The organism is Sphingomonas alpina (assembly GCF_014490665.1).
GTDB classification, from domain to species: domain Bacteria; phylum Pseudomonadota; class Alphaproteobacteria; order Sphingomonadales; family Sphingomonadaceae; genus Sphingomonas; species Sphingomonas alpina.
The window spans coordinates 805,397-822,313 of record NZ_CP061038.1 but is presented as its reverse complement, the minus strand read 5'-3'; the positions used below and the strand labels follow the sequence as shown (position 1 = coordinate 822,313).

Annotated in this window: 15 protein-coding genes; 11 read left to right on the top strand and 4 right to left on the bottom strand. The window is 63.8% G+C overall.

Annotated elements, in window-relative coordinates:
• The first annotated feature begins 328 nt into the window (after nucleotides 1-328).
• The 6 genes from H3Z74_RS03780 to H3Z74_RS03755 all read left to right on the top strand — a co-directional run bounded on the left by H3Z74_RS03780 (nucleotide 329) and on the right by H3Z74_RS03755 (nucleotide 5,808).
• A complete protein-coding gene (locus tag H3Z74_RS03780; protein WP_187762667.1) occupies nucleotides 329-739 on the top strand; it encodes an Ohr family peroxiredoxin in 411 nt (136 codons plus the stop codon).
• 109 nt (nucleotides 740-848) lie between these two features.
• Nucleotides 849-1,304, top strand: a complete 456-nt coding sequence (locus tag H3Z74_RS03775; RefSeq protein WP_187762666.1) for a MarR family winged helix-turn-helix transcriptional regulator — start codon at nucleotides 849-851, stop codon at nucleotides 1,302-1,304.
• A 766-nt stretch (nucleotides 1,305-2,070) separates the two neighbouring features.
• Nucleotides 2,071-2,376 carry a hypothetical protein gene (locus tag H3Z74_RS03770; protein WP_187762665.1) on the top strand — a complete coding sequence of 102 codons (306 nt, stop codon included), beginning with the start codon at nucleotides 2,071-2,073 and terminating at the stop codon, nucleotides 2,374-2,376.
• A complete protein-coding gene (locus tag H3Z74_RS03765; protein ID WP_187762664.1) occupies nucleotides 2,376-3,476 on the top strand; it encodes an aminoglycoside phosphotransferase family protein in 1,101 nt (366 codons plus the stop codon). Before H3Z74_RS03770 ends, H3Z74_RS03765 begins: the two co-directional genes overlap by 1 nt.
• Before the next feature lie 174 nt (nucleotides 3,477-3,650).
• Nucleotides 3,651-4,514, top strand: coding sequence for a T3SS effector HopA1 family protein (locus H3Z74_RS03760; protein ID WP_187762663.1), 864 nt, complete (start codon nucleotides 3,651-3,653; stop codon nucleotides 4,512-4,514).
• Complete coding sequence (locus tag H3Z74_RS03755) at nucleotides 4,504-5,808, top strand: lanthionine synthetase LanC family protein (RefSeq protein ID WP_187762662.1); 1,305 nt, start codon at nucleotides 4,504-4,506, stop codon at nucleotides 5,806-5,808. The genes H3Z74_RS03760 and H3Z74_RS03755 overlap by 11 nt, the downstream gene beginning before the upstream one ends.
• A gap of 160 nt (nucleotides 5,809-5,968) precedes the next feature.
• On the opposite strand, the gene H3Z74_RS03750 is transcribed toward H3Z74_RS03755, so the two are convergent.
• The 3 genes from H3Z74_RS03750 to H3Z74_RS03740 are packed head-to-tail and all read right to left on the bottom strand — an operon-like array spanning nucleotide 5,969 to nucleotide 9,429.
• Nucleotides 5,969-7,174 (bottom strand): aromatic ring-hydroxylating oxygenase subunit alpha, encoded by a 1,206-nt coding sequence (locus tag H3Z74_RS03750; protein WP_187762661.1) that lies wholly within the window; start codon nucleotides 7,172-7,174, stop codon nucleotides 5,969-5,971.
• Nucleotides 7,175-7,189: 15 nt separating this feature from the next.
• Nucleotides 7,190-8,476, bottom strand: coding sequence for a DUF5690 family protein (locus H3Z74_RS03745; protein ID WP_187762660.1), 1,287 nt, complete (start codon nucleotides 8,474-8,476; stop codon nucleotides 7,190-7,192).
• Nucleotides 8,473-9,429 (bottom strand): LysR substrate-binding domain-containing protein, encoded by a 957-nt coding sequence (locus H3Z74_RS03740; RefSeq protein WP_229726862.1) that lies wholly within the window; start codon nucleotides 9,427-9,429, stop codon nucleotides 8,473-8,475. The genes H3Z74_RS03745 and H3Z74_RS03740 overlap by 4 nt, the downstream gene beginning before the upstream one ends.
• 161 nt (nucleotides 9,430-9,590) lie before the next feature.
• On the opposite strand from H3Z74_RS03740, the gene H3Z74_RS03735 reads away from it, so the two are divergent.
• The 3 genes from H3Z74_RS03735 to phnX are packed head-to-tail and all read left to right on the top strand — an operon-like array spanning nucleotide 9,591 to nucleotide 14,058.
• A complete protein-coding gene (locus H3Z74_RS03735) occupies nucleotides 9,591-12,056 on the top strand; it encodes a TonB-dependent receptor domain-containing protein (protein ID WP_187762659.1) in 2,466 nt (821 codons plus the stop codon).
• Nucleotides 12,057-12,091: 35 nt separating this feature from the next.
• On the top strand, nucleotides 12,092-13,231 hold the full coding sequence (locus H3Z74_RS03730) for a TIGR03364 family FAD-dependent oxidoreductase (RefSeq protein WP_187762658.1): 1,140 nt from the start codon (nucleotides 12,092-12,094) through the stop codon (nucleotides 13,229-13,231).
• Nucleotides 13,228-14,058, top strand: coding sequence for a phosphonoacetaldehyde hydrolase (gene phnX / locus H3Z74_RS03725; RefSeq protein WP_187762657.1), 831 nt, complete (start codon nucleotides 13,228-13,230; stop codon nucleotides 14,056-14,058). Before H3Z74_RS03730 ends, phnX begins: the two co-directional genes overlap by 4 nt.
• Here phnX and H3Z74_RS03720 read toward each other — a convergent pair.
• Nucleotides 14,042-14,746, bottom strand: coding sequence for an HAD family hydrolase (locus H3Z74_RS03720; protein ID WP_187762656.1), 705 nt, complete (start codon nucleotides 14,744-14,746; stop codon nucleotides 14,042-14,044). The genes phnX and H3Z74_RS03720 overlap by 17 nt on opposite strands.
• Nucleotides 14,747-14,915: 169 nt before the next feature.
• On the opposite strand from H3Z74_RS03720, the gene H3Z74_RS03715 reads away from it, so the two are divergent.
• Both H3Z74_RS03715 and H3Z74_RS03710 read left to right on the top strand, forming a co-directional pair.
• Entirely contained in the window at nucleotides 14,916-16,376 is a 1,461-nt protein-coding gene (locus H3Z74_RS03715; RefSeq protein WP_229726861.1) for an ABC transporter substrate-binding protein, read from the top strand.
• 6 nt (nucleotides 16,377-16,382) lie between these two features.
• Nucleotides 16,383-16,814, top strand: coding sequence for a DUF4112 domain-containing protein (locus tag H3Z74_RS03710; RefSeq protein WP_390901770.1), 432 nt, complete (start codon nucleotides 16,383-16,385; stop codon nucleotides 16,812-16,814).
• The last annotated feature ends 103 nt before the right edge of the window (nucleotides 16,815-16,917 follow it).

Sequence of the window (16,917 nt, the reverse complement as noted above, 5' to 3'; positions counted from 1 at the left end):
ACGCGCTCACCTTTCACATCTGCACGGTCGCAAGCGTCGAGGCGCGCTTCAAATTCCCAGTGTTCAGCGACCTCCCTCCCCGGCCCCAGCGCTCAGCGCCCTCAAACTCGAAAACCCTGCCATCCCCTGCTCGTGCCTGAGTTCGCTCTCCGGCCAAGGTGGTCCGTACAGGGGCTGACCGCTCTCAGAATGACAGGACTGCGGATGTCGCTTGAGCATAATTATATCGCATGCGATTAGATCGCACTTGACTCTCACCCGCGACTCGCATATTTAGATCGCACCCGCTTTAATCGGGCACGATTTTTAACATGAGAAGGAAATGAACATGACCGCCAAGACCATCTATTCCGGAACCACTCACAATGTCGGTGGCCCCAACGGCTATACCCGCAGCGCCGACGGCTTCCTCGACCTGCAGCTGGCTGACCCGCACCCCGCAGCAGAAAACTTCTTCGGTGCCGCCTGGTCGGGCTGCTTCATGGGCGCGATCGGGGTTGCCGCTGCCCAGAAGAAGATCAAGCTGCCTGAGGCCCCGACGGTCGACGCGAAGATCGATCTGTTGATGGAAGGCACCGAATTCTTCCTGCGCGCCAGACTCGACGTCACCGTTCCGGGCATCGACATCGAACTGGCCCGGGAACTGGTCGATCTCGCACACGAGATCTGCCCCTATTCGAAGGCAACCCGCGGCAACATCGAAGTCGAAGTGAATGTGCTTGAGCCGGCCTTCGCCTGACTTCAACCGACCGAACGGACGGCGCCCAGCAATGGGTGCCGTCCGAGCCCTTCCGATTCAATCGGATACGCTTTAGATGACGAGCAATATTATTGCTGGAGCAGGACCAATGGCGCGCAACAGAAACCCACAAGAGTCCGCCAAGCTGGGCGAATTCCTCTGTTTTGCGGTATATTCAGCCAATCTTGCCTTTGGACGCGCCTACCGGCCGATCCTCGACGAGCTGGGCCTGACCTACACCCAATATGTGACGCTGGTCGCACTGGGCGAGGAGGACGGCCAGAGAGTCGGCGACCTGGGCGATAAGCTGTTTCTGGAATCCAACACGCTGACCCCGATCCTCAAGAAGCTGGAGCAGCTGGGCCTGGTCGACCGCCGACGCGATCCGGCCGACGAACGCCAGGTCCGCGTCAGTGTGACACCTGCGGGCCGCGAGTTGCAGCAACAGGTCGAAGGCAACGCGTCCGGGCTGATCGATGCAACCGGCCTGGGGGACGATTTCACTAAGGTCCAGGAGAGCGTCGCCCGGTTGCGCGACAATCTGCTGAGCTCGACCAGGTCATAGTTCGGCCCTTTGCACCGGGCCGACTCCGCATCACGCTGCTCCATTACCAAACGCGCTGACGTCCGGCCGTGAAAGGCGCCGGCCGCAGGCGGCATCGCAGCGACTCATACACCCGATAGCGGACAGTCCGCTTCGCCCTATGTTTCAGCCATGGCGCTATCTCATGTAGCGCCCCGCGCCCGCGCGATCGTCGTCCCACTCATCGATGCGATGTCACTGGCCAACCCAGATGCCGACAGCATCAGCGTGAAGAACCGCGTCGCCGTTCTGGCGTCGCCCCTCGCTAATCAATCGCGAGAATCACCAGAGCAGTAAATTCGATATAAACCTGGTTGGATTTTACATCCATTTTGGCAATAACTTCCCCAATCATGCCAGAAGACTCCATTGTCCGACTCGTTTTTTTGTAAAAAACGGCATCTACCATTCCCAATGAACTCGATGTATCCATTGGATGATAGAGATGTGTTGTGCATTTACCTTGTATTATCACTGATTATTATGCTGATCATTGATAGTATCAATAGAGCCGAAGGTTATTCGGCCGATCCCGGTGTTTAACCGGTGGAAACTCTACTTGGGGGAGCGGGATGTCGTTGCAATTTCGCCTGTGTCACTCATCGGTCGTCGTGGATATCCGCGATTGACCGTGAGCATCCAAATCGCGCTGTCCTTGGGGGGACCATGACAGTCTGCAGCGCATCCCGCGTAATTCGATAATCTTGATGAGCCGACGAAATCTTTCACTCAAACGAAGGAAGAAGCGATGAAAACGGAAAAAATGCTCGCACATGGCGCAAACACCTCGCCCAGCTCCATTGATGCCCTGCTGGGGGAACGATTTTCGCGAGCGAATTCGCGGGCGCAGCGTTCGACGTTCGGGTTACCAGCGAAAGCGCCGTCGATGCTCCCCAAGGAACCCAGACGAAAACCTGCAAGCCGACGCGCAATCCCTGCTGCAGACCCGGCGACGAAGCACCCACCGGGCATCGTCACGATGCACTTGATCTTCTCAGCGTCTGAGCATCACATGCGGCAGGACAATATGGCATCAGGCATGATCGCCAAATAGTGATCCTGACCCGACAGAATGTGCTCCACTATCTGGTCCAGGCCGATCATCTCGGCCTGGACCGCATCGTGAACGGCGACATTCAAATCGTCTCGCGAGAGTCACGCAACCGCGCATTCGCCGTTTCCGACGCGCGCGGGCCAGGCTTCTTCGTCAAGCAGCATCGCCCGGATGAGGGACATTGGAGCGGTGGCTCCACCCTGGAGAGCGAAGCGCATATTTATGCGCTTGCGGCGGCCAACGACCGGCTGGAGGCCTTGCTTCCGCCTTTCCAGAGCTTTGATTCGGAGCATCAGATCCTCGTCATCGGTCTTGTCGAACCGGCAGAGACGCTGCGCGCACAACATAGGCGAACTGGCACGCTCTCGCTTCCGGCCGCCAAAGCGGTCGGTCATGCTCTGGCCACATGCCATATCGAGTTCGGCAAGACGCTTCGTTTCGGGCCACCCAACGCATCGCTCGCAAAGCACCGCCCCTGGATCCTGAGACCGGACCGGCTCGATCCTCATGTCACGCCCAGCCAGAGCGCGGCGCAGGCCAGGGTCATCTCGATCGTCCAGGATCACCCCGATCTGATCGATCGGCTGCGCGCGCTTGAGCCCGGCTGGCGCGTCAACGGCATCATCCATGGAGACATGAAATGGGATAATTGCCTGGTGACGAATGAGGGAGCGTCGGGCGACACGACCGTGACCTTGATCGATTGGGAAATGGCCGGAACGGGCGATGTGGCGTGGGACGTCGGAGGCATCCTGCAATCCTATATAGTCGCCTGGATCCGCTCGACCCGGCCCAGATCGGGGGACACCGCTGCGTCGATTGCGGCGAGTGCCGAAATTCCACTGTCGGCGCTGCAACAGGCAGCGCGCGGATTCTGGAACGCCTATGCCAGTCGCCTGGACCTGGACCGACGCGCAACCGCGACATTGCTGTCGAGCGCGGTGGCCTATGCCGCGGCACGGATCGTACAGACCGCGTTCGAAGCGACGAGCGACGACGCGTTGGTGAGCGCGCACATGATCCTCGCGCTGCAGTTCACCGCGAACATGCTCGCCGGTCCGGAAGCCGTGGCCGGCTCGCTGCTCGGGCTGGCGGCGTGAACGCAACCGCTCAGGGCGCGAGCCGGCCGCGCTGGCTCGACGATCTGCAACCCATCCTCGACACGGTCCGGATCGTGTCACCGACCTGCTTCACCCTCGCCGGCGAGCGAGTCGATACCACGCGGCGCCCCCCCGCCATCGTCCAGGGACGAGTTCTTCGATCCCGATCCACTGATGAGCATGTTGCACCGGCGGCTCTATGCCACTTTTCATGCGGGCGCGTCCTGCAGCAACGATGGCGTGGCGGAGCAGCAAATTTTTGTTGCCGGCTTGTCGGCGGCGAATTTGAGCGTTGACCGGTGGGATAGGGGCTGGACCGTCGTCGAAACGCTGGCGAGCGGCGGCGCCATTGTAGAGAAGAGATATCGGACGCGGCGCGCAAATCCCGGCGAATTCCTGTCAGCGACGGCGCCAGCCACTGTGGTGCGGGGAACCCCGGTCGAGATCCGCGTCAGGCGGGAAGCAAGAGTGCTGCAAGAGAGCTTCTATTACGCGTTCGGGGGTGAACTGGAGGATGATTTCGCCGGCATGCGTTCGGTGCGGTATTATCTGAACATGGATGCGATTGCCGCACCCACCGTGATCGGCATGCTGACCGGCGAATTCACCACGCGTGCCGTTCCGTTTGCGTGCAAATGCGCCAACAGCCCAGCCGGATTCGAGCGGCGCGATCCGTGCGTCCTGTATGTCGGGGCGCGGCACGCCCAGCTCGTCCATTATATTCTCCTGTCGCTGATGCCCGCGCTGGCGCCGCATTTGCGACCGCCCGTGCCGATGCTGACCCATCGACTGGCACCGGGTCTTGGATTTGCCGAGGAACCGCCCGGAAACGATAGCTTCGGCAGCCATCGCATGCGCGCCGTTGCCCATGGACTCATCACCGCGCACAAGGAAAAACGTAACGGCGTCGAAGGCCGCCGTGCAGCAGTGTTCGACAGCTTTGCCAAGCTTGGCATCGACCTCGCCATGCCCCATCTCTCGGCGAGCGATGCGGACTCGTTCGGGCTGCGGCGGCTGAGCTTCTCCGATGGCGAATGACGTCGCCCAACGGATCGAAGCGGCGCTGCGCATCGGCAATCTGCTCTGCGCCGATGCCTTGTGGTGGAACGGCCGCTGTACCTTCACCACCGACGATGTGGATCCGATCGCTTCGGGCTGGCAGATCGTTCACCGCACCTGTGGCGGCGACCTCTACACCGGTACCGCGGGCATCGCGCTTTTCCTGGCCCGGCTGGCGGCACTGACCGGCGATCGCGTGATCGCACGAACGGCCGCCGGCACGCTAGCCCATGCCCTTGCCGAGGCGGACACACCAGGAATGGAAGGCCGGAGCGCGCTTTACACGGGTCGTCTGGGCATTGCGGTCGCCGCCGCGATGGCGGGCGAGTGGCTCGGCCGGGCCGACTTCACAGCGGCATCGGCACGGCTGGCCAAGTCGATCGAGACGAGCGCCATCGCCGGATTTTCCGGCGGCGATTTGATGGCGGGACTCTCGGGCGGGATCGCCGGCGCGCTGATCCTCGCACAACGGCTCGCGGATGATCGACTGCTTGCCTGGGCATCCCAACTCGGCGATGCGCTGATCGCCGACGCGCATCGATCGCCCTCGGGATGGCATTGGCCAACGCCGAAGGAACCGATCGGCCTGTGTGGCCTTTCGCATGGCGCCGCGGGCATTGCCTGGGCGTTCGCCGAACTCGCGCGCGCGACGGGAGAAAAACGATTTGCTCAGGCGGCCGCCAATGCCGTCGCGCACGAACAACATTGGTTCGATGCCGACGCCGGCAACTGGCCCGACCTTTCGCCCGACAGCTGCGACAGTGCGGGCCGCCGCTCCCTCAGCCTCTCATGGTGTCACGGGGCACCCGGGATCGCGCTGACGCGGCTGCGCTTGTGGGAACTGACCGCAAACGACCAGCTGCGCGAACAGGCCCGCATCGCGATTGCGACAACCGCCGCAGATCTCCGTGCGAGCCTCGACCAAGGCCTCGGCAATTATTCACTCTGTCATGGGCTGGCCGGCAATGTTGAGGCGCTAATTCAGGCCGGTGCATCCTTTGAGACGGGAGACCTTGCAGCAGCGGTTGCGATGGCCGGCATCGAGCGCTTCGGCACGGATCCACGGTCCTGGCCGGCTGGAGTCGATTCCGGCGAGACGACCTCACCTACATTGATGCTGGGCCTGGCCGGCACCGGCTATTTCCTCCTGCGCATCGACGACGCTGCGGGAACGCCCTCGATCCTCCTCCCCGACATCGGTGTATCGCCCACGTGCCCGACCGTGCCGAATCTTGTCGAAGCCTTTGCCGGTAAAAGTGCACCGTCCGGATAATTCCATCGCGGCAGTAGCCTGGCTGCTTGCGCGCTTTAGATTAAGTATTTGATATAAAACAAATTATTGTAAATTCGTGAGGACCTGGCAAGGGGGAGATATGGGACACGACCGGTGTCCCATATCTCCTCGCTGCTCGATCTCCTCAGCCCGTCATCCATCAGACAGTCGACCTCATCTGCCCGGCATACCAGCGGATATAGCGATCGACATTCTGCTCCTTGAGCGGCGAATAAGGCCCGGGTTCGAAGCCGGGCGCGGTGACGCCGCGCCATTGCCGGCGACAGATTTCCCAGTCCTCCATCATCACCTGATGATGGAATGCGGCAACCTGATCCGCATCATAGTCGCGCCCTTCCTCCGCCTTTTCATCGACCAGCCAATAGCCACGCACGATCGTCCGCGTCGGCGAGACCGGCGTGATACGCACATTATGGGCATAATCGGCGTTGGCGTGGCACCAGAAATTGATGTTGGTGTTGGCGCGTGCTGTGCCCATGTCAGGGTCGTTGAACCCGCCCATCAGTACGGCGCACACCGCCTGTCCGTCGGGGCTTTCCGTCACCATGTCGCGACGCACCGGCGTGCGGTTGGCGCGGAACCAGTCGGCGGTGGAGTCGGATGAAGTATTGACCCGGCTGGTATCGAGACCCGCCTTTTCCCAGCGCACCGAACAATCGGCGAGGCGCTCTGCAATCTCGGCCTGCAGTGCCGGATTATCGTTCTCGGTGTCATATTGCACCGACACATATTCGGGATGATTGGCCTTGCAATGATAGCATTCGCGGTTGTTCTCGACCACCAGCTTCCAGTTCAGGTCGAGCGTGTAATCGCGCATTACCGCGATCTTCGCACGGTCCATGCCCTGTGGCGAGAGGATCGGCGAGAGATGGTCGCGCAGCGCATCGATCGGTGCGGGATCTTCGGCCAGATTGACGAAGACCAGGCCGTCAAACTCCGCAACTTGCACCGGCTTCAGGCCATGTGCTGCCTTGTCGAACCCCGCCCCCATCATCGGCGCCGCGATCAGCGCCCCGTCCAGCGCATAGGTCCAGCTGTGATAGGGGCAAGTCAGGCGTGCCGCCCTGCCCTGCTCGCTGGTGCAGATGATCGATCCGCGGTGGCGGCAGATATTGAGATAGCCGCGCAACACACCGCCGCTGTCGCGCACGATGACCACCGGCACATTGCCGACATCGAGGGTCAGATAGGCGCCTGCCCCGGCCAGCTCGATCGAATGGCCCGCGAAGAACCAGTTGCTGCGAAAGATGCGGGCCTGTTCTTCGGCATATACCGCCTCGCTAAGATAGGACTCGCGCGGCAGGCCATAGCCGGGGCGATACTCGCCGAGCAGTTGAACAGTCATTGCCATGGCTCCGGATCAGGCCAGAGCGACCGCGCGGATCACGCGTCGCGGTCGGGTGAAATGCAGCGCCGACAGCGCCACGCCGATGGTGGAGAAAAGCGCGGTGCAATAGGCCGTCGCCTCGAAGAAGCGCAGCCAGTCGAACTGGATCGCCGAGAAATTCTTGATCAGCAACAGGCCGACCGTTCCGGCATAACCGCATGAATCGGCCAGATAGATCAGGAAGCCGGCGGTGCCGACCTCGCGGGTCACGGCGATGATCCGGTCGAACAGCATTGCGTTGAACGGCGTATAGGCCATGTAGAGACCGGCACCGGCCAGGACCATCCAGCCCGCCGGGCCAAGCCAGCCGCATTGATAGGCCAGGGTCGAGCCGCCGATCAGCAGTGCACCGACGATGATCACCCCATGCACGAAAAGCAGTGCACGGCGATTGTCGCGCACGCCCATCAACGCCCCGAGCGTGACGAGCGAGAACAGGGCGACCGGCACTTCGCTTGCGGTGAACATCGTCGCGATGTTGTGGTAACCGAGCGCCTGCCAGATCTCGGCTGCGAAATTGTCGCGGAAATCGCGAAACGCAGTGAGCAGGACATAGGCGATGACCAGCGGTACGATCGCCGGGGCATGGTTGCGCAGAAAGGCGGCGCGCTGAATACGGTTCATCGGCGCGCGTGGCGTGCGCTCGGCACGGTCGGTGTCGTCGGGCGGCGGCAGCATCGACAGGCCGACCACTGCGATCAGCAACAACGGGAAGAACAACGCACCGGCCGCCGCGGGCATCCAATAGTCAGTGACGCCCAGGCCGAGCAGCCAGCTGCCGACCGACTTGACCACGCCGGAGGAGAGGATGAAGCTGGAGCAGAGGATCGCGCCGAGCATTTCGGAGGTCCGCCGACCCTCGACATAGCTATAGACCAGCCCCCAGATCAGCCCGAGCGGCAGTCCGTTGAGGAACATCGCCGCGACATTCCACGGCGCAGGCAGGATTGCGAACAGCACCAGTGCGAACCAGGACAGCGCGATCAGGCCGATGATCGCCGCACCGCGGTGCGCCTGCCCCATTTCGGAGATCAGCTTGACGCCGATGATCTTCGACAGGGCATAGCCGACCACCTGGGCAATGATCAGCGCGATCTTGTAATCGAGGATGAAATGCCAGCCCGCGACATGCTCGAACGTCGCCGCGGCGAAGGGCTTGCGATACGCGTACATCGCGAAATAGGCGGAAAAAGACGCCGCGCCGGCAAACAGGCAGAAGAACACTGAGTGCGCGCGCTGGAGACGATCGGCGACTCTCATCGGCCGCTTCTTTTCTCGACACCGGGCAAGGCAACCGGACTCAACGGACGCAGCGTTTCGACGATCGCCATGACCTCACGGACCAGCGCGCTGCGGCGTCGGTCGGTGAGGCAGACGACATAGCCCGAGAGTCTGAAACCGACCTCTGCCCCCTCCACCGGAAGATAGACGATGCGCGGATCGGGCGGCGCTTCGCACGAGAAGAAGAAGCCGACTCCCACACCCAGCGCCACCGCTTCACGGATCACCTCGCGAGTATGCATTTCGATCGTGGCGACCGGCTCGATTTCCGCCGCCGCAATCAGCGACTGGGAAATCGCCCGGGTTCGCGAGGTTTCCTCACGGATCAGCAATGTCTCGCTCTGCAGCGCCGCCAGCGGGAAACAGGTTGCTCCCGCAAATTCATGGCCGGCGGGAATCGCGATCACGATGCGGTCGGCATAGAGCGGCTCATAGGCGAACAGCGTGTCGCCCGGCGGATCGGAGGCGATGGCGACATCGGCTTCGGCCTGCCGCAACTGCTCGATCACTTCGCGCGCATTGCCGATGCGGACGCGCAGCTGGACCGTCGGGTGCAGCCGATGAAATGCCGCGACCAGCTGCGCGGCATAGGGTGGTGAGTCGGACGCGATCCGCAAGGTCGTACCGTCGAGCCCGACCGCACCGCCCAGCATTTCGCTGATATCGTCGCTGGCCGAGAAGAGCTTCTGGCTGAGCCGGAATAATTGCTTGCCGGTCTCCGACAGCTTGAGCGGCGATTTGCGGCTTTCGAACAGGCTAACGCCGTGACGCTCTTCAAGCGCTTTCAGCTGCTGCGAAAGAGTCGGCTGTGACACGTTGAGCCGGCGTGCGGCGCGGCTGACGCTCGCCTCGACCGCGATCGCGTGAAATGCTCTCAGATGCTGGAAATTCACCGACACCCCGGTTCCGAACGAGATCGCTTTAGTCGCCATGGATGTCCGTTTGATGACGTTTGCGACGCGGCGCCAATTGGAGCTTTCTATGGGGGGCATAGACGCAATGACTTTGAAGCCGCCGCGACACCCGACCATTGGGGCTGCCGCAGGACGGCGGCACGACGCTCCCGTCCCCGATTTTCCTGGGGAGCAGACACATGCATCGGACCACCAGACAGAGCCTCGCCACCGGCGCGGCGCTGATCGCATTGACGCTGGCGGGGACGCTGTCAGGCGCCGCGCACGCGGAGGATAAGCCTGCCGATACGGCGACGGAGCCGACGGCAGAAGCACCGGCCGACGATATCGTCGTGACCGCGGCATCGGTCGCGCGCGGCAACAGCATTATCGGTTCCGAGCGGCTGCGCGCGCAGGGTTCGACCCTCAATGTGGTCAACGCCATCGCCGATGTGCCGGGCGTATCGATCCGCGGGTCGGACGCCTATAATTCCGATCCCTGGAGCTATGGCATCAACATCCGCGGCTTCGACGTGAACCTGCGCTCGTCGAAGATCGGCCAGACGATCGATGACATGCCCGCCTACAACGCCTCCTATTATCTCGGCGGCGCACCGGCGCAGAAATATCTGCTCAACGAACTGGTCAGCGAAATCCGCGTCGATCAGGGGACAGCGGGTGTCGGCTCGGCGTCGGCGTCGGCGCTGGGCGGCACGACCGCTTATTATACCCGCGACCCGTCGGAGGAGATGGGCGGACTGATCTCGGTCGGGATCGGCGACTATAACCTCCGCCGCTATGCCGGTTATGTCGAGACCGGGCGGATCCTCGACGGCACCACCCGCGCCTATATCGGCGGTTCGCGCCTGACCTCGTGCCGCTGGGCCTATGGTTGCGCCGACCAGAGCGGCGCCGACGAATGGCATGGCGAGGCCAAATTCGTCAGCGAACTCGGCAAGCTCACGCTCACCGGCCGCGTCTCCTATGACAAGGCGGTCAACGACCCTTTGATTGAGGCATCGCGCGGCTTTCTCGACTCGACCAACGCGCCCGATGGCTCATCGCCGGTTTGGCTGGGGATTCCCGCAGGCGTCAACGAGAATTGGGCGCATGCTTGGTCGGCGCACCGTGAGAATGTGTTCGGCTATCTGAAACTGAAATACCAGGCGAGCGACAGCATCAGCATCGAGGTCTCGCCTTATTATCATTGGCAAAAGGGCCAGGGCGACTGGGTTCCGCCATATCAGCAGATCGCCCTCGACCCCAATGGCGTCCGCACCATTGCCGGCGGGACCGCACCGGGTGCGTCGCGCAAGAAATCCTATTTCGACTATATCGATGCCTCGGGGCGCCAGCGCCCGGTCATCAAGGGCTTGGATTATACCGATATCGACGGCACCAGGGTGTTGTCGTCCTATTGTTACGATGCGGGCGGCGCGGTGAAGGCCTCATGCGCCCCGGCGCAGACCTATCGCACCAGCCTTTATGGTCATGACCGGTTCGGCTTCACATCGAAAGTGTCGGCGGAATTCGGCGGCAACCGCATCGAGGGCGGCGTGTGGTACGAACGACTCAACCGCGACTTCGGTCGGCAATGGCATCAGGTGATCGATGCCCGGCGCGGTGCGGCCTATTATAACGATCCGCAGTTGATCGACTTCCAGCAGCATTTCCAGACCAACCAGTGGAAACTCTATCTCGAGGACACGCTGACGCTCGGCAAGCTGACGCTGACCGGGGGCGTGCAGAAATACCTCATCGACATTCGCGGCCAGACCGAGGGCTGGGACGCGTTCGGCAAGCCAGTGGCTCCGCTTAAAACCAAGCTCAACGCCGACTCCAACCTGCTGTTCAGCCTTGGTGCGGTGTATCATGTCGACGATGCGCTACAGGCATTCGCCGGCTTCTCGCAAAATTATGGCGCGGTGGGCGACTGGGCGCTCGAAAAGACCCAGACCGACACCTCGAAACTCAAGTCATCGGTCGCCAATGATTATGAGGCCGGCTTGCGCTACAGCAACCGCCGGATCACCGCCCAGATCACCGGCTACTACATCGATTATCGCCACGCGATCACCTTCTACTCCGCGGACTTCATCGCGGGCGGGCCATCGGGATCGAGCGGCGGGATCAACTATACCGCCGGCACCTCGGGCGCCTATGCCAATACCGGCAAGGGCATCGCGTCGCGCGGCGTCGAGGCCAGCCTTGCCTATCGGCTGACGCCCGCATTCGACGTCAATGCAGCCTTTACCTGGAACCGCTCGACCTATCAGCAGGCGTTCCTCGGCGGCACCGCCAATGCCGGCACCGATGTGATGGTGGCCAAGGACAATAAGGTGCCCGGCGCGCCGACCACTCTGGTGTCGCTTGGCGCCAATTATCATACCAGCGACTTCCGCGCCGGCATCCGCGCCAAATATACCGGCAAGACGCCCGGCGACGCGGTCAACACGCGAGCGCTCTACCTGCCGGCCTATACGCTGGTCGATGTCTCGGCGGGTTACCGCTTCAAGCTTGACGACAAGCGCTATCTCGATGCGCAGCTCAACGTCACCAATCTGTTCGAAGAGAAATATATCGGCGGCATGCTCGATGAATTTACCAGGCTCTACACCCGCGGCGCACCACGCACCGTTTCCGCTACTTTGAGCGTCGGCTTCTGACGGCGTCGCACGGACATTCATTCGAGGACGATATCGTGCCAGAAACTTCATTCGACGTGGCGATCGTGGGCGCCGGGATCATCGGCCTGGCGCACGCGCTGGCGGCCGCCCGGCTGGGCAAGCGCGTGGTGGTGATCGACCGCGACGCGCAGGCCAATGGCGCATCGATCCGCAATTTCGGTTTCGTGACGGTGACCGGGCAGGAGCGCGGCCTCACCTGGCGCCGCGCACGGCGCACCCGCGATATCTGGGCCGAGGTCGCGGCTCAGGCTGGGATCGCGATCGAGCAACGCGGGCTGATGCTGGTCGCTCAGCGGCCCGAAGCACTGAACGTGATCCACGCCTTTGCCGAAACCGAGATGGCCGAGGGCTGCATGATCCTGTCGGCTGCCGACATGCGGGCGCGCTTTCCGCTGCACGGCGCCGGTACTGTCGCGGGTGCGCTGTGGAGCCCGCACGACCTGCGCGTCGAATCGCGCACCGCGATCCCGCGCCTGGCCAAATGGCTGGAGGAGCGCTGGGGCGTGACCTTCCGGCGTCAGACGATGGTGCGCGACATCGCCGCGCCGGCGATCGTCACCAGCAACGGCACGCTTCGCGCCGACTTCATCGTGGTGTGCCCCGGCGACGATTTCACGGGCTTGTATGCCGATCGCATCGCCGCGCGCGGCCTGACGCGCTGCCGGTTGCAGATGCTGCGCCTGGCCGATCCGGGCATGAGGCTGCCAGGCGCGCTGATGTCGGACCTCAGCTTGGTCCGTTATCTTGGCTATGCAGCACTCCCCGAGGCGGCATCGCTGCGGGCGCTGATCGAGGCCGAACAGCCCGATCATCTTGCCAATGGCATCCATCTGATCGTCGTGCAGAGCGCCGACGGCTCGCTGGTGGTTGGCGACAGCCATCATTATGCCGAGACGCCCGGCCCGTTCGCGTCCGAGGAAGTCGACCGGCTGATCCTCCAAGAATATGCCGCCCTGCTCGGCCAGGCGCCCCCGGTCCTGGAACGCTGGACCGGCACCTACGCCTCGGGCCCCGATCAGAGCTTCGTCGATGCCCCGGACCCTGCCGTTCGGCTGGTGATGGTCACCAGCGGATCGGGCGCCTCGACCGGCTTCGCAATCGCCGAAGATGTCATCGGCAAATTTTACGACGTCGATCAGGAGGTGGCGGCATGAGCGATACGATCAGGGCGGTGGTGTTCGACTGGGCCGGGACAATGGTCGATTTCGGCTGTTGCGCACCAGTCCGGGCGCTCCAGTCAGTGCTTGCCGAGGCCGGCATCCAGGCAAGCGAGGCCGATATCCGCCGCGACATGGGCATGGCCAAGCGCGCGCATATCGCCCGCTTGCTCGCCATGCCCGACCTGGCGACACAATGGCAGGCGATCCATGGCCGGGCACCCGGCCAGACCGATATCGATGCGCTTCATGACGCGGTCGAACCGCTGATGATCGCCGCCGCCGCGGACTGTGCCGAGCTCATTCCGGGTGCCGCCGCGACCGTCGCGACGCTGCGCGCGCGCGACATCCGGATCGGGTCCAACACCGGCTATACCCGCGCGATGATGGCAGCGATCCTGCCGCAAGCCGCTGCCCAGGGCTATGCGCCCGACGCGCTGGTCTGCGCGGGAGAGACTGCCGAAGGACGCCCCTCGCCGCTGATGCTGTGGCGCGTGCTGGTCGAGCTCGGAATCTGGCCGGCGGCAGCCTGCGTCAAGGTCGACGACGCGCCGGTCGGGATCGCCGAAGGCCGCAACGCCGGCGTCTGGACGGTGGGCGTCGCCGCGTCTGGCAATGGCGTCGGCCTGACCGCCAATCAGCTTGCCGCGCTCCTACCGGCCGAGCGCAGCAGCCGGATTGCCGCATCGGCCGCGCTGCTCCGGGAAGCCGGCGCGCATGTCGTGATCGACAGCGTGGCAGATCTTCTACCGGTTCTGGATGAGATCGAGGCGCTCCGTCAGGCCGGGGGCGATCCAACGAGCCTGGTCAGCCGGCGCGATTGAGCTCATCGATCCAGGCGGGAAGTGCCGCGAGGCTGTCGAGCTGCCGGTACCGCGCATCCAGCGTCGGCGGTTCGGCCCGCTCGTGCGACCAGGCCAGCGCCTGCGGCACGAATGCGGCATGCGCGCCGGCATCCAGCGCCGGCAAGATGTCCGACCGCATCGAGTCCCCGGCCATCACGGCCTCGTTCGGCGCAACACCGTAGCGCGCAAAGACACGGTCGAACGTATCGCGGGTCTTGTCGCTGACGATCTCGATTCCGGCGAAACGGTCGCCAAGCCCGGAGGCAGCGAGCTTTACCTCCTGGTGAAGCAAATCGCCCTTGGTAACGAGGACCAGCCGGCCTCGCGCCACCAGCGCATCGAGCGTCTCCTCGATGCCGGGCAGCAATTCCACCGGATGTGCGAGCAAGGCGCGGCCCACCTGAAGGATGCGGGAGATCGCATCGATCGGCAGCTGATCACCGGCCAGCTCGATCGCGGCCTCGATCATCGACAAAGTGAAGCTCTTGGCACCATAGCCATAGGCGTGGAGATTGCGTGTCTCCACTTCTTCGAGCCGCGACCGGGCGATCCCGGCCTCGGCAAAGGGCGCAAGCAGCTCGAGCAGCAAATGCTCCGCTTCTTCGAAATGACGCATATTGTGCCACAGCGTGTCGTCGGCATCGAGGCAGATCAGGTCGATAGGCATGGCCGCGCTCTGCCGAAACCGGCGGAACGAGGCAATCCCTTCGCGGGCGGGATTGCAGACGGTAACGCCCCTTCGCCAATTCCTGCCGATCGCCCCTTCTCTGCGCCGTGCGCGGATGGCAGGATGATGCGATGACCACCCACCCCCTTCCGCCCATACACCGGCGATGATGCGCTGCACCCTCCTGGTGCTGATCGCCGCCGTGCTCGTGCTGGGCGGGTGCAACCGGCGCAGCGACGCCGGCCCGGTGATCGTCAGCGCGATCGGCACGCCGCCGCGGCTGGGCGATCCGTCGCGCGGCGGACAGGATCTCCCGAGCCGTCTGCTGATCGATTCGGCGGCGCAGGGGCTGGTCCGCTTCGATGCCGCGGGCCAGATCGAACCCGGCATTGCCGAGCGCTGGATCGTGATCGACGACGGCATGAGCTATATCTTCCGCCTGCGCGACGCCGAATGGAGCGATGGACGCCAGGTCACCGCCGAGGATGTGGTGGCGGTGCTGAACCGCCAGATCGCACGCGGCTCGCGCAACCCGTTGCTGCCGTTCCTCAGCGCGATCGACGAAGTGGTCGAGATGACGCCCGAGGTGATCGAGGTCCGGCTGAAGCGCCCCCGCCCCGACTTGCTCAAGCTGTTTGCCCAGCCCGAGCTCGCAGTCTTCCGCACCCGCCCGCCGGGCGGCAGCGGCCCGTTCCGGGTCACCGCAACGGGCAAGCGCGATGTGACGCTGCACCCCGCCTTCGATCCGTCGCGGTCACCCGACGACGATATCGCCGAGCCGGGGCCTGCGGCGAACGTCCAGCTGATTGGCGAGCGCGCCGCACGCGCCATCCTGCGCTTCGCCGCGCGCGACTCCGATCTGGTCAGCGGCGGCACCTTTGTCGACTGGCCGCTGCTTTCCTTTGCCAATGTCGCGCCGGCGAACCGCCGGCTCGACCCGGCGGCGGGCCTGTTCGGGCTGGTCGTCGCCGATCGCAGCGGCTTTCTCGGCGAGGCACGCAATCGCCTCGCCATCGCCGGCGCGATCGATCGCAATGCGGTGCTGGCGGCCTTCACGTCCGACTGGGCGCCGGCGAGCCAACTCCTGCCCGAACAACTCGATTCGGCCGCGCCGCCTGCCATCGCCGATTGGGCCGCAATGGCAGCCGCGGACCGGTTCAGCAGCGCGCGCGCGCGCGTGGCGGAATGGCGCGCCGCCAATGCGGGGCCGCTCAGACTGCGCGTCGCCGTCCCCGCCGGGCCCGGTGCGGCCATACTCTATGCGATGATCGCCACCAATCTGCACAGCGTCGGCATCGACACCGCGCGAGTCGCGCTGGACGCCGATGCCGATCTCAGGCTGATCGATGCCGTCGCCCCCTATGACAGCGCACGATGGTATCTGGCCACGGCCTGCGCGCCCTGTGGCGACGAGGCTCGCACCGCAATCGAAGCAGCGCGAGAGGCACCCGATGCGCTATCGCGCGCGCGCCGCCTGGCCGAGGCGGACGTCGCGCTGGCGGCCGATGGCGGGTTCATTCCCATCGCCCGTCCACTACGCTGGTCGCTGGTCGCGCTCAGGCTGCGGCAGTGGCAGGGGAACTCACGCGCGTGGCACCCGTTGAATCATCTGCGCAACGACACCAATTGAGGTGACATGGCCAATACAACCCGAATGCACACCGATGCCGCCGCCAAGATCGCCGGCATGATCCCGATCGGGCGCGATGCCGCCGCGGTGCGTCAGCGCATCGAGACGATGGAGCATCTGCTCGAGGGGCTGTTCACCATCCCCGGCACCAAGCGCAAGGTCGGCCTCGACGTCATCCTCGACGTGATCCCGGTTGGCGGCGACGTGATCGGATCGGTGATGGGTGCCTGGATGGTCTGGGAAGCGCGCAATCTGGGCATGTCGAAAACCCAGATGGCACGCATGTTCGGCAATGTCGGAGTCGATTTCCTGCTTGGGCTGATTCCCGTCGTCGGCATCATCCCCGACTTCTTCTTCCGGTCGAACACCCGCAATCTGAAGATCATCAAGCGCCATCTCGACCGCCATCATCCTTCGACGGCCGTGATCAATAACTGACGGACAGGCTATCGGGCTGGGTTGATGCCCCCGTTCGCTCTGGGCGTATCGAAGGGCATGCACAGCAACCGGGCTCGACGGCCCCGGACCACGTCCGGGGCCG

Excerpts from the sequence above, each read along its gene's own strand:
- H3Z74_RS03755 (WP_187762662.1), top strand. The coding sequence starts at position 4,504 with ATGGCGAATGACGTCGCCCAACGGATCGAAGCGGCGCTGCGCATCGGC.
- H3Z74_RS03720 (WP_187762656.1), bottom strand. The coding sequence starts at position 14,746 with ATGCCTATCGACCTGATCTGCCTCGATGCCGACGACACGCTGTGGCAC.
- H3Z74_RS03770 (WP_187762665.1), top strand. The coding sequence starts at position 2,071 with ATGAAAACGGAAAAAATGCTCGCACATGGCGCAAACACCTCGCCCAGC.
- H3Z74_RS03710 (WP_390901770.1), top strand. The coding sequence starts at position 16,383 with ATGGCCAATACAACCCGAATGCACACCGATGCCGCCGCCAAGATCGCC.
- H3Z74_RS03775 (WP_187762666.1), top strand. The coding sequence starts at position 849 with ATGGCGCGCAACAGAAACCCACAAGAGTCCGCCAAGCTGGGCGAATTC.
- H3Z74_RS03740 (WP_229726862.1), bottom strand. The coding sequence starts at position 9,429 with ATGGCGACTAAAGCGATCTCGTTCGGAACCGGGGTGTCGGTGAATTTC.
- phnX (WP_187762657.1), top strand. The coding sequence starts at position 13,228 with ATGAGCGATACGATCAGGGCGGTGGTGTTCGACTGGGCCGGGACAATG.
- H3Z74_RS03750 (WP_187762661.1), bottom strand. The coding sequence starts at position 7,174 with ATGACTGTTCAACTGCTCGGCGAGTATCGCCCCGGCTATGGCCTGCCG.
- H3Z74_RS03745 (WP_187762660.1), bottom strand. The coding sequence starts at position 8,476 with ATGAGAGTCGCCGATCGTCTCCAGCGCGCGCACTCAGTGTTCTTCTGC.
- H3Z74_RS03735 (WP_187762659.1), top strand. The coding sequence starts at position 9,591 with ATGCATCGGACCACCAGACAGAGCCTCGCCACCGGCGCGGCGCTGATC.
- H3Z74_RS03760 (WP_187762663.1), top strand. The coding sequence starts at position 3,651 with ATGAGCATGTTGCACCGGCGGCTCTATGCCACTTTTCATGCGGGCGCG.
- H3Z74_RS03780 (WP_187762667.1), top strand. The coding sequence starts at position 329 with ATGACCGCCAAGACCATCTATTCCGGAACCACTCACAATGTCGGTGGC.
- H3Z74_RS03715 (WP_229726861.1), top strand. The coding sequence starts at position 14,916 with ATGCGCTGCACCCTCCTGGTGCTGATCGCCGCCGTGCTCGTGCTGGGC.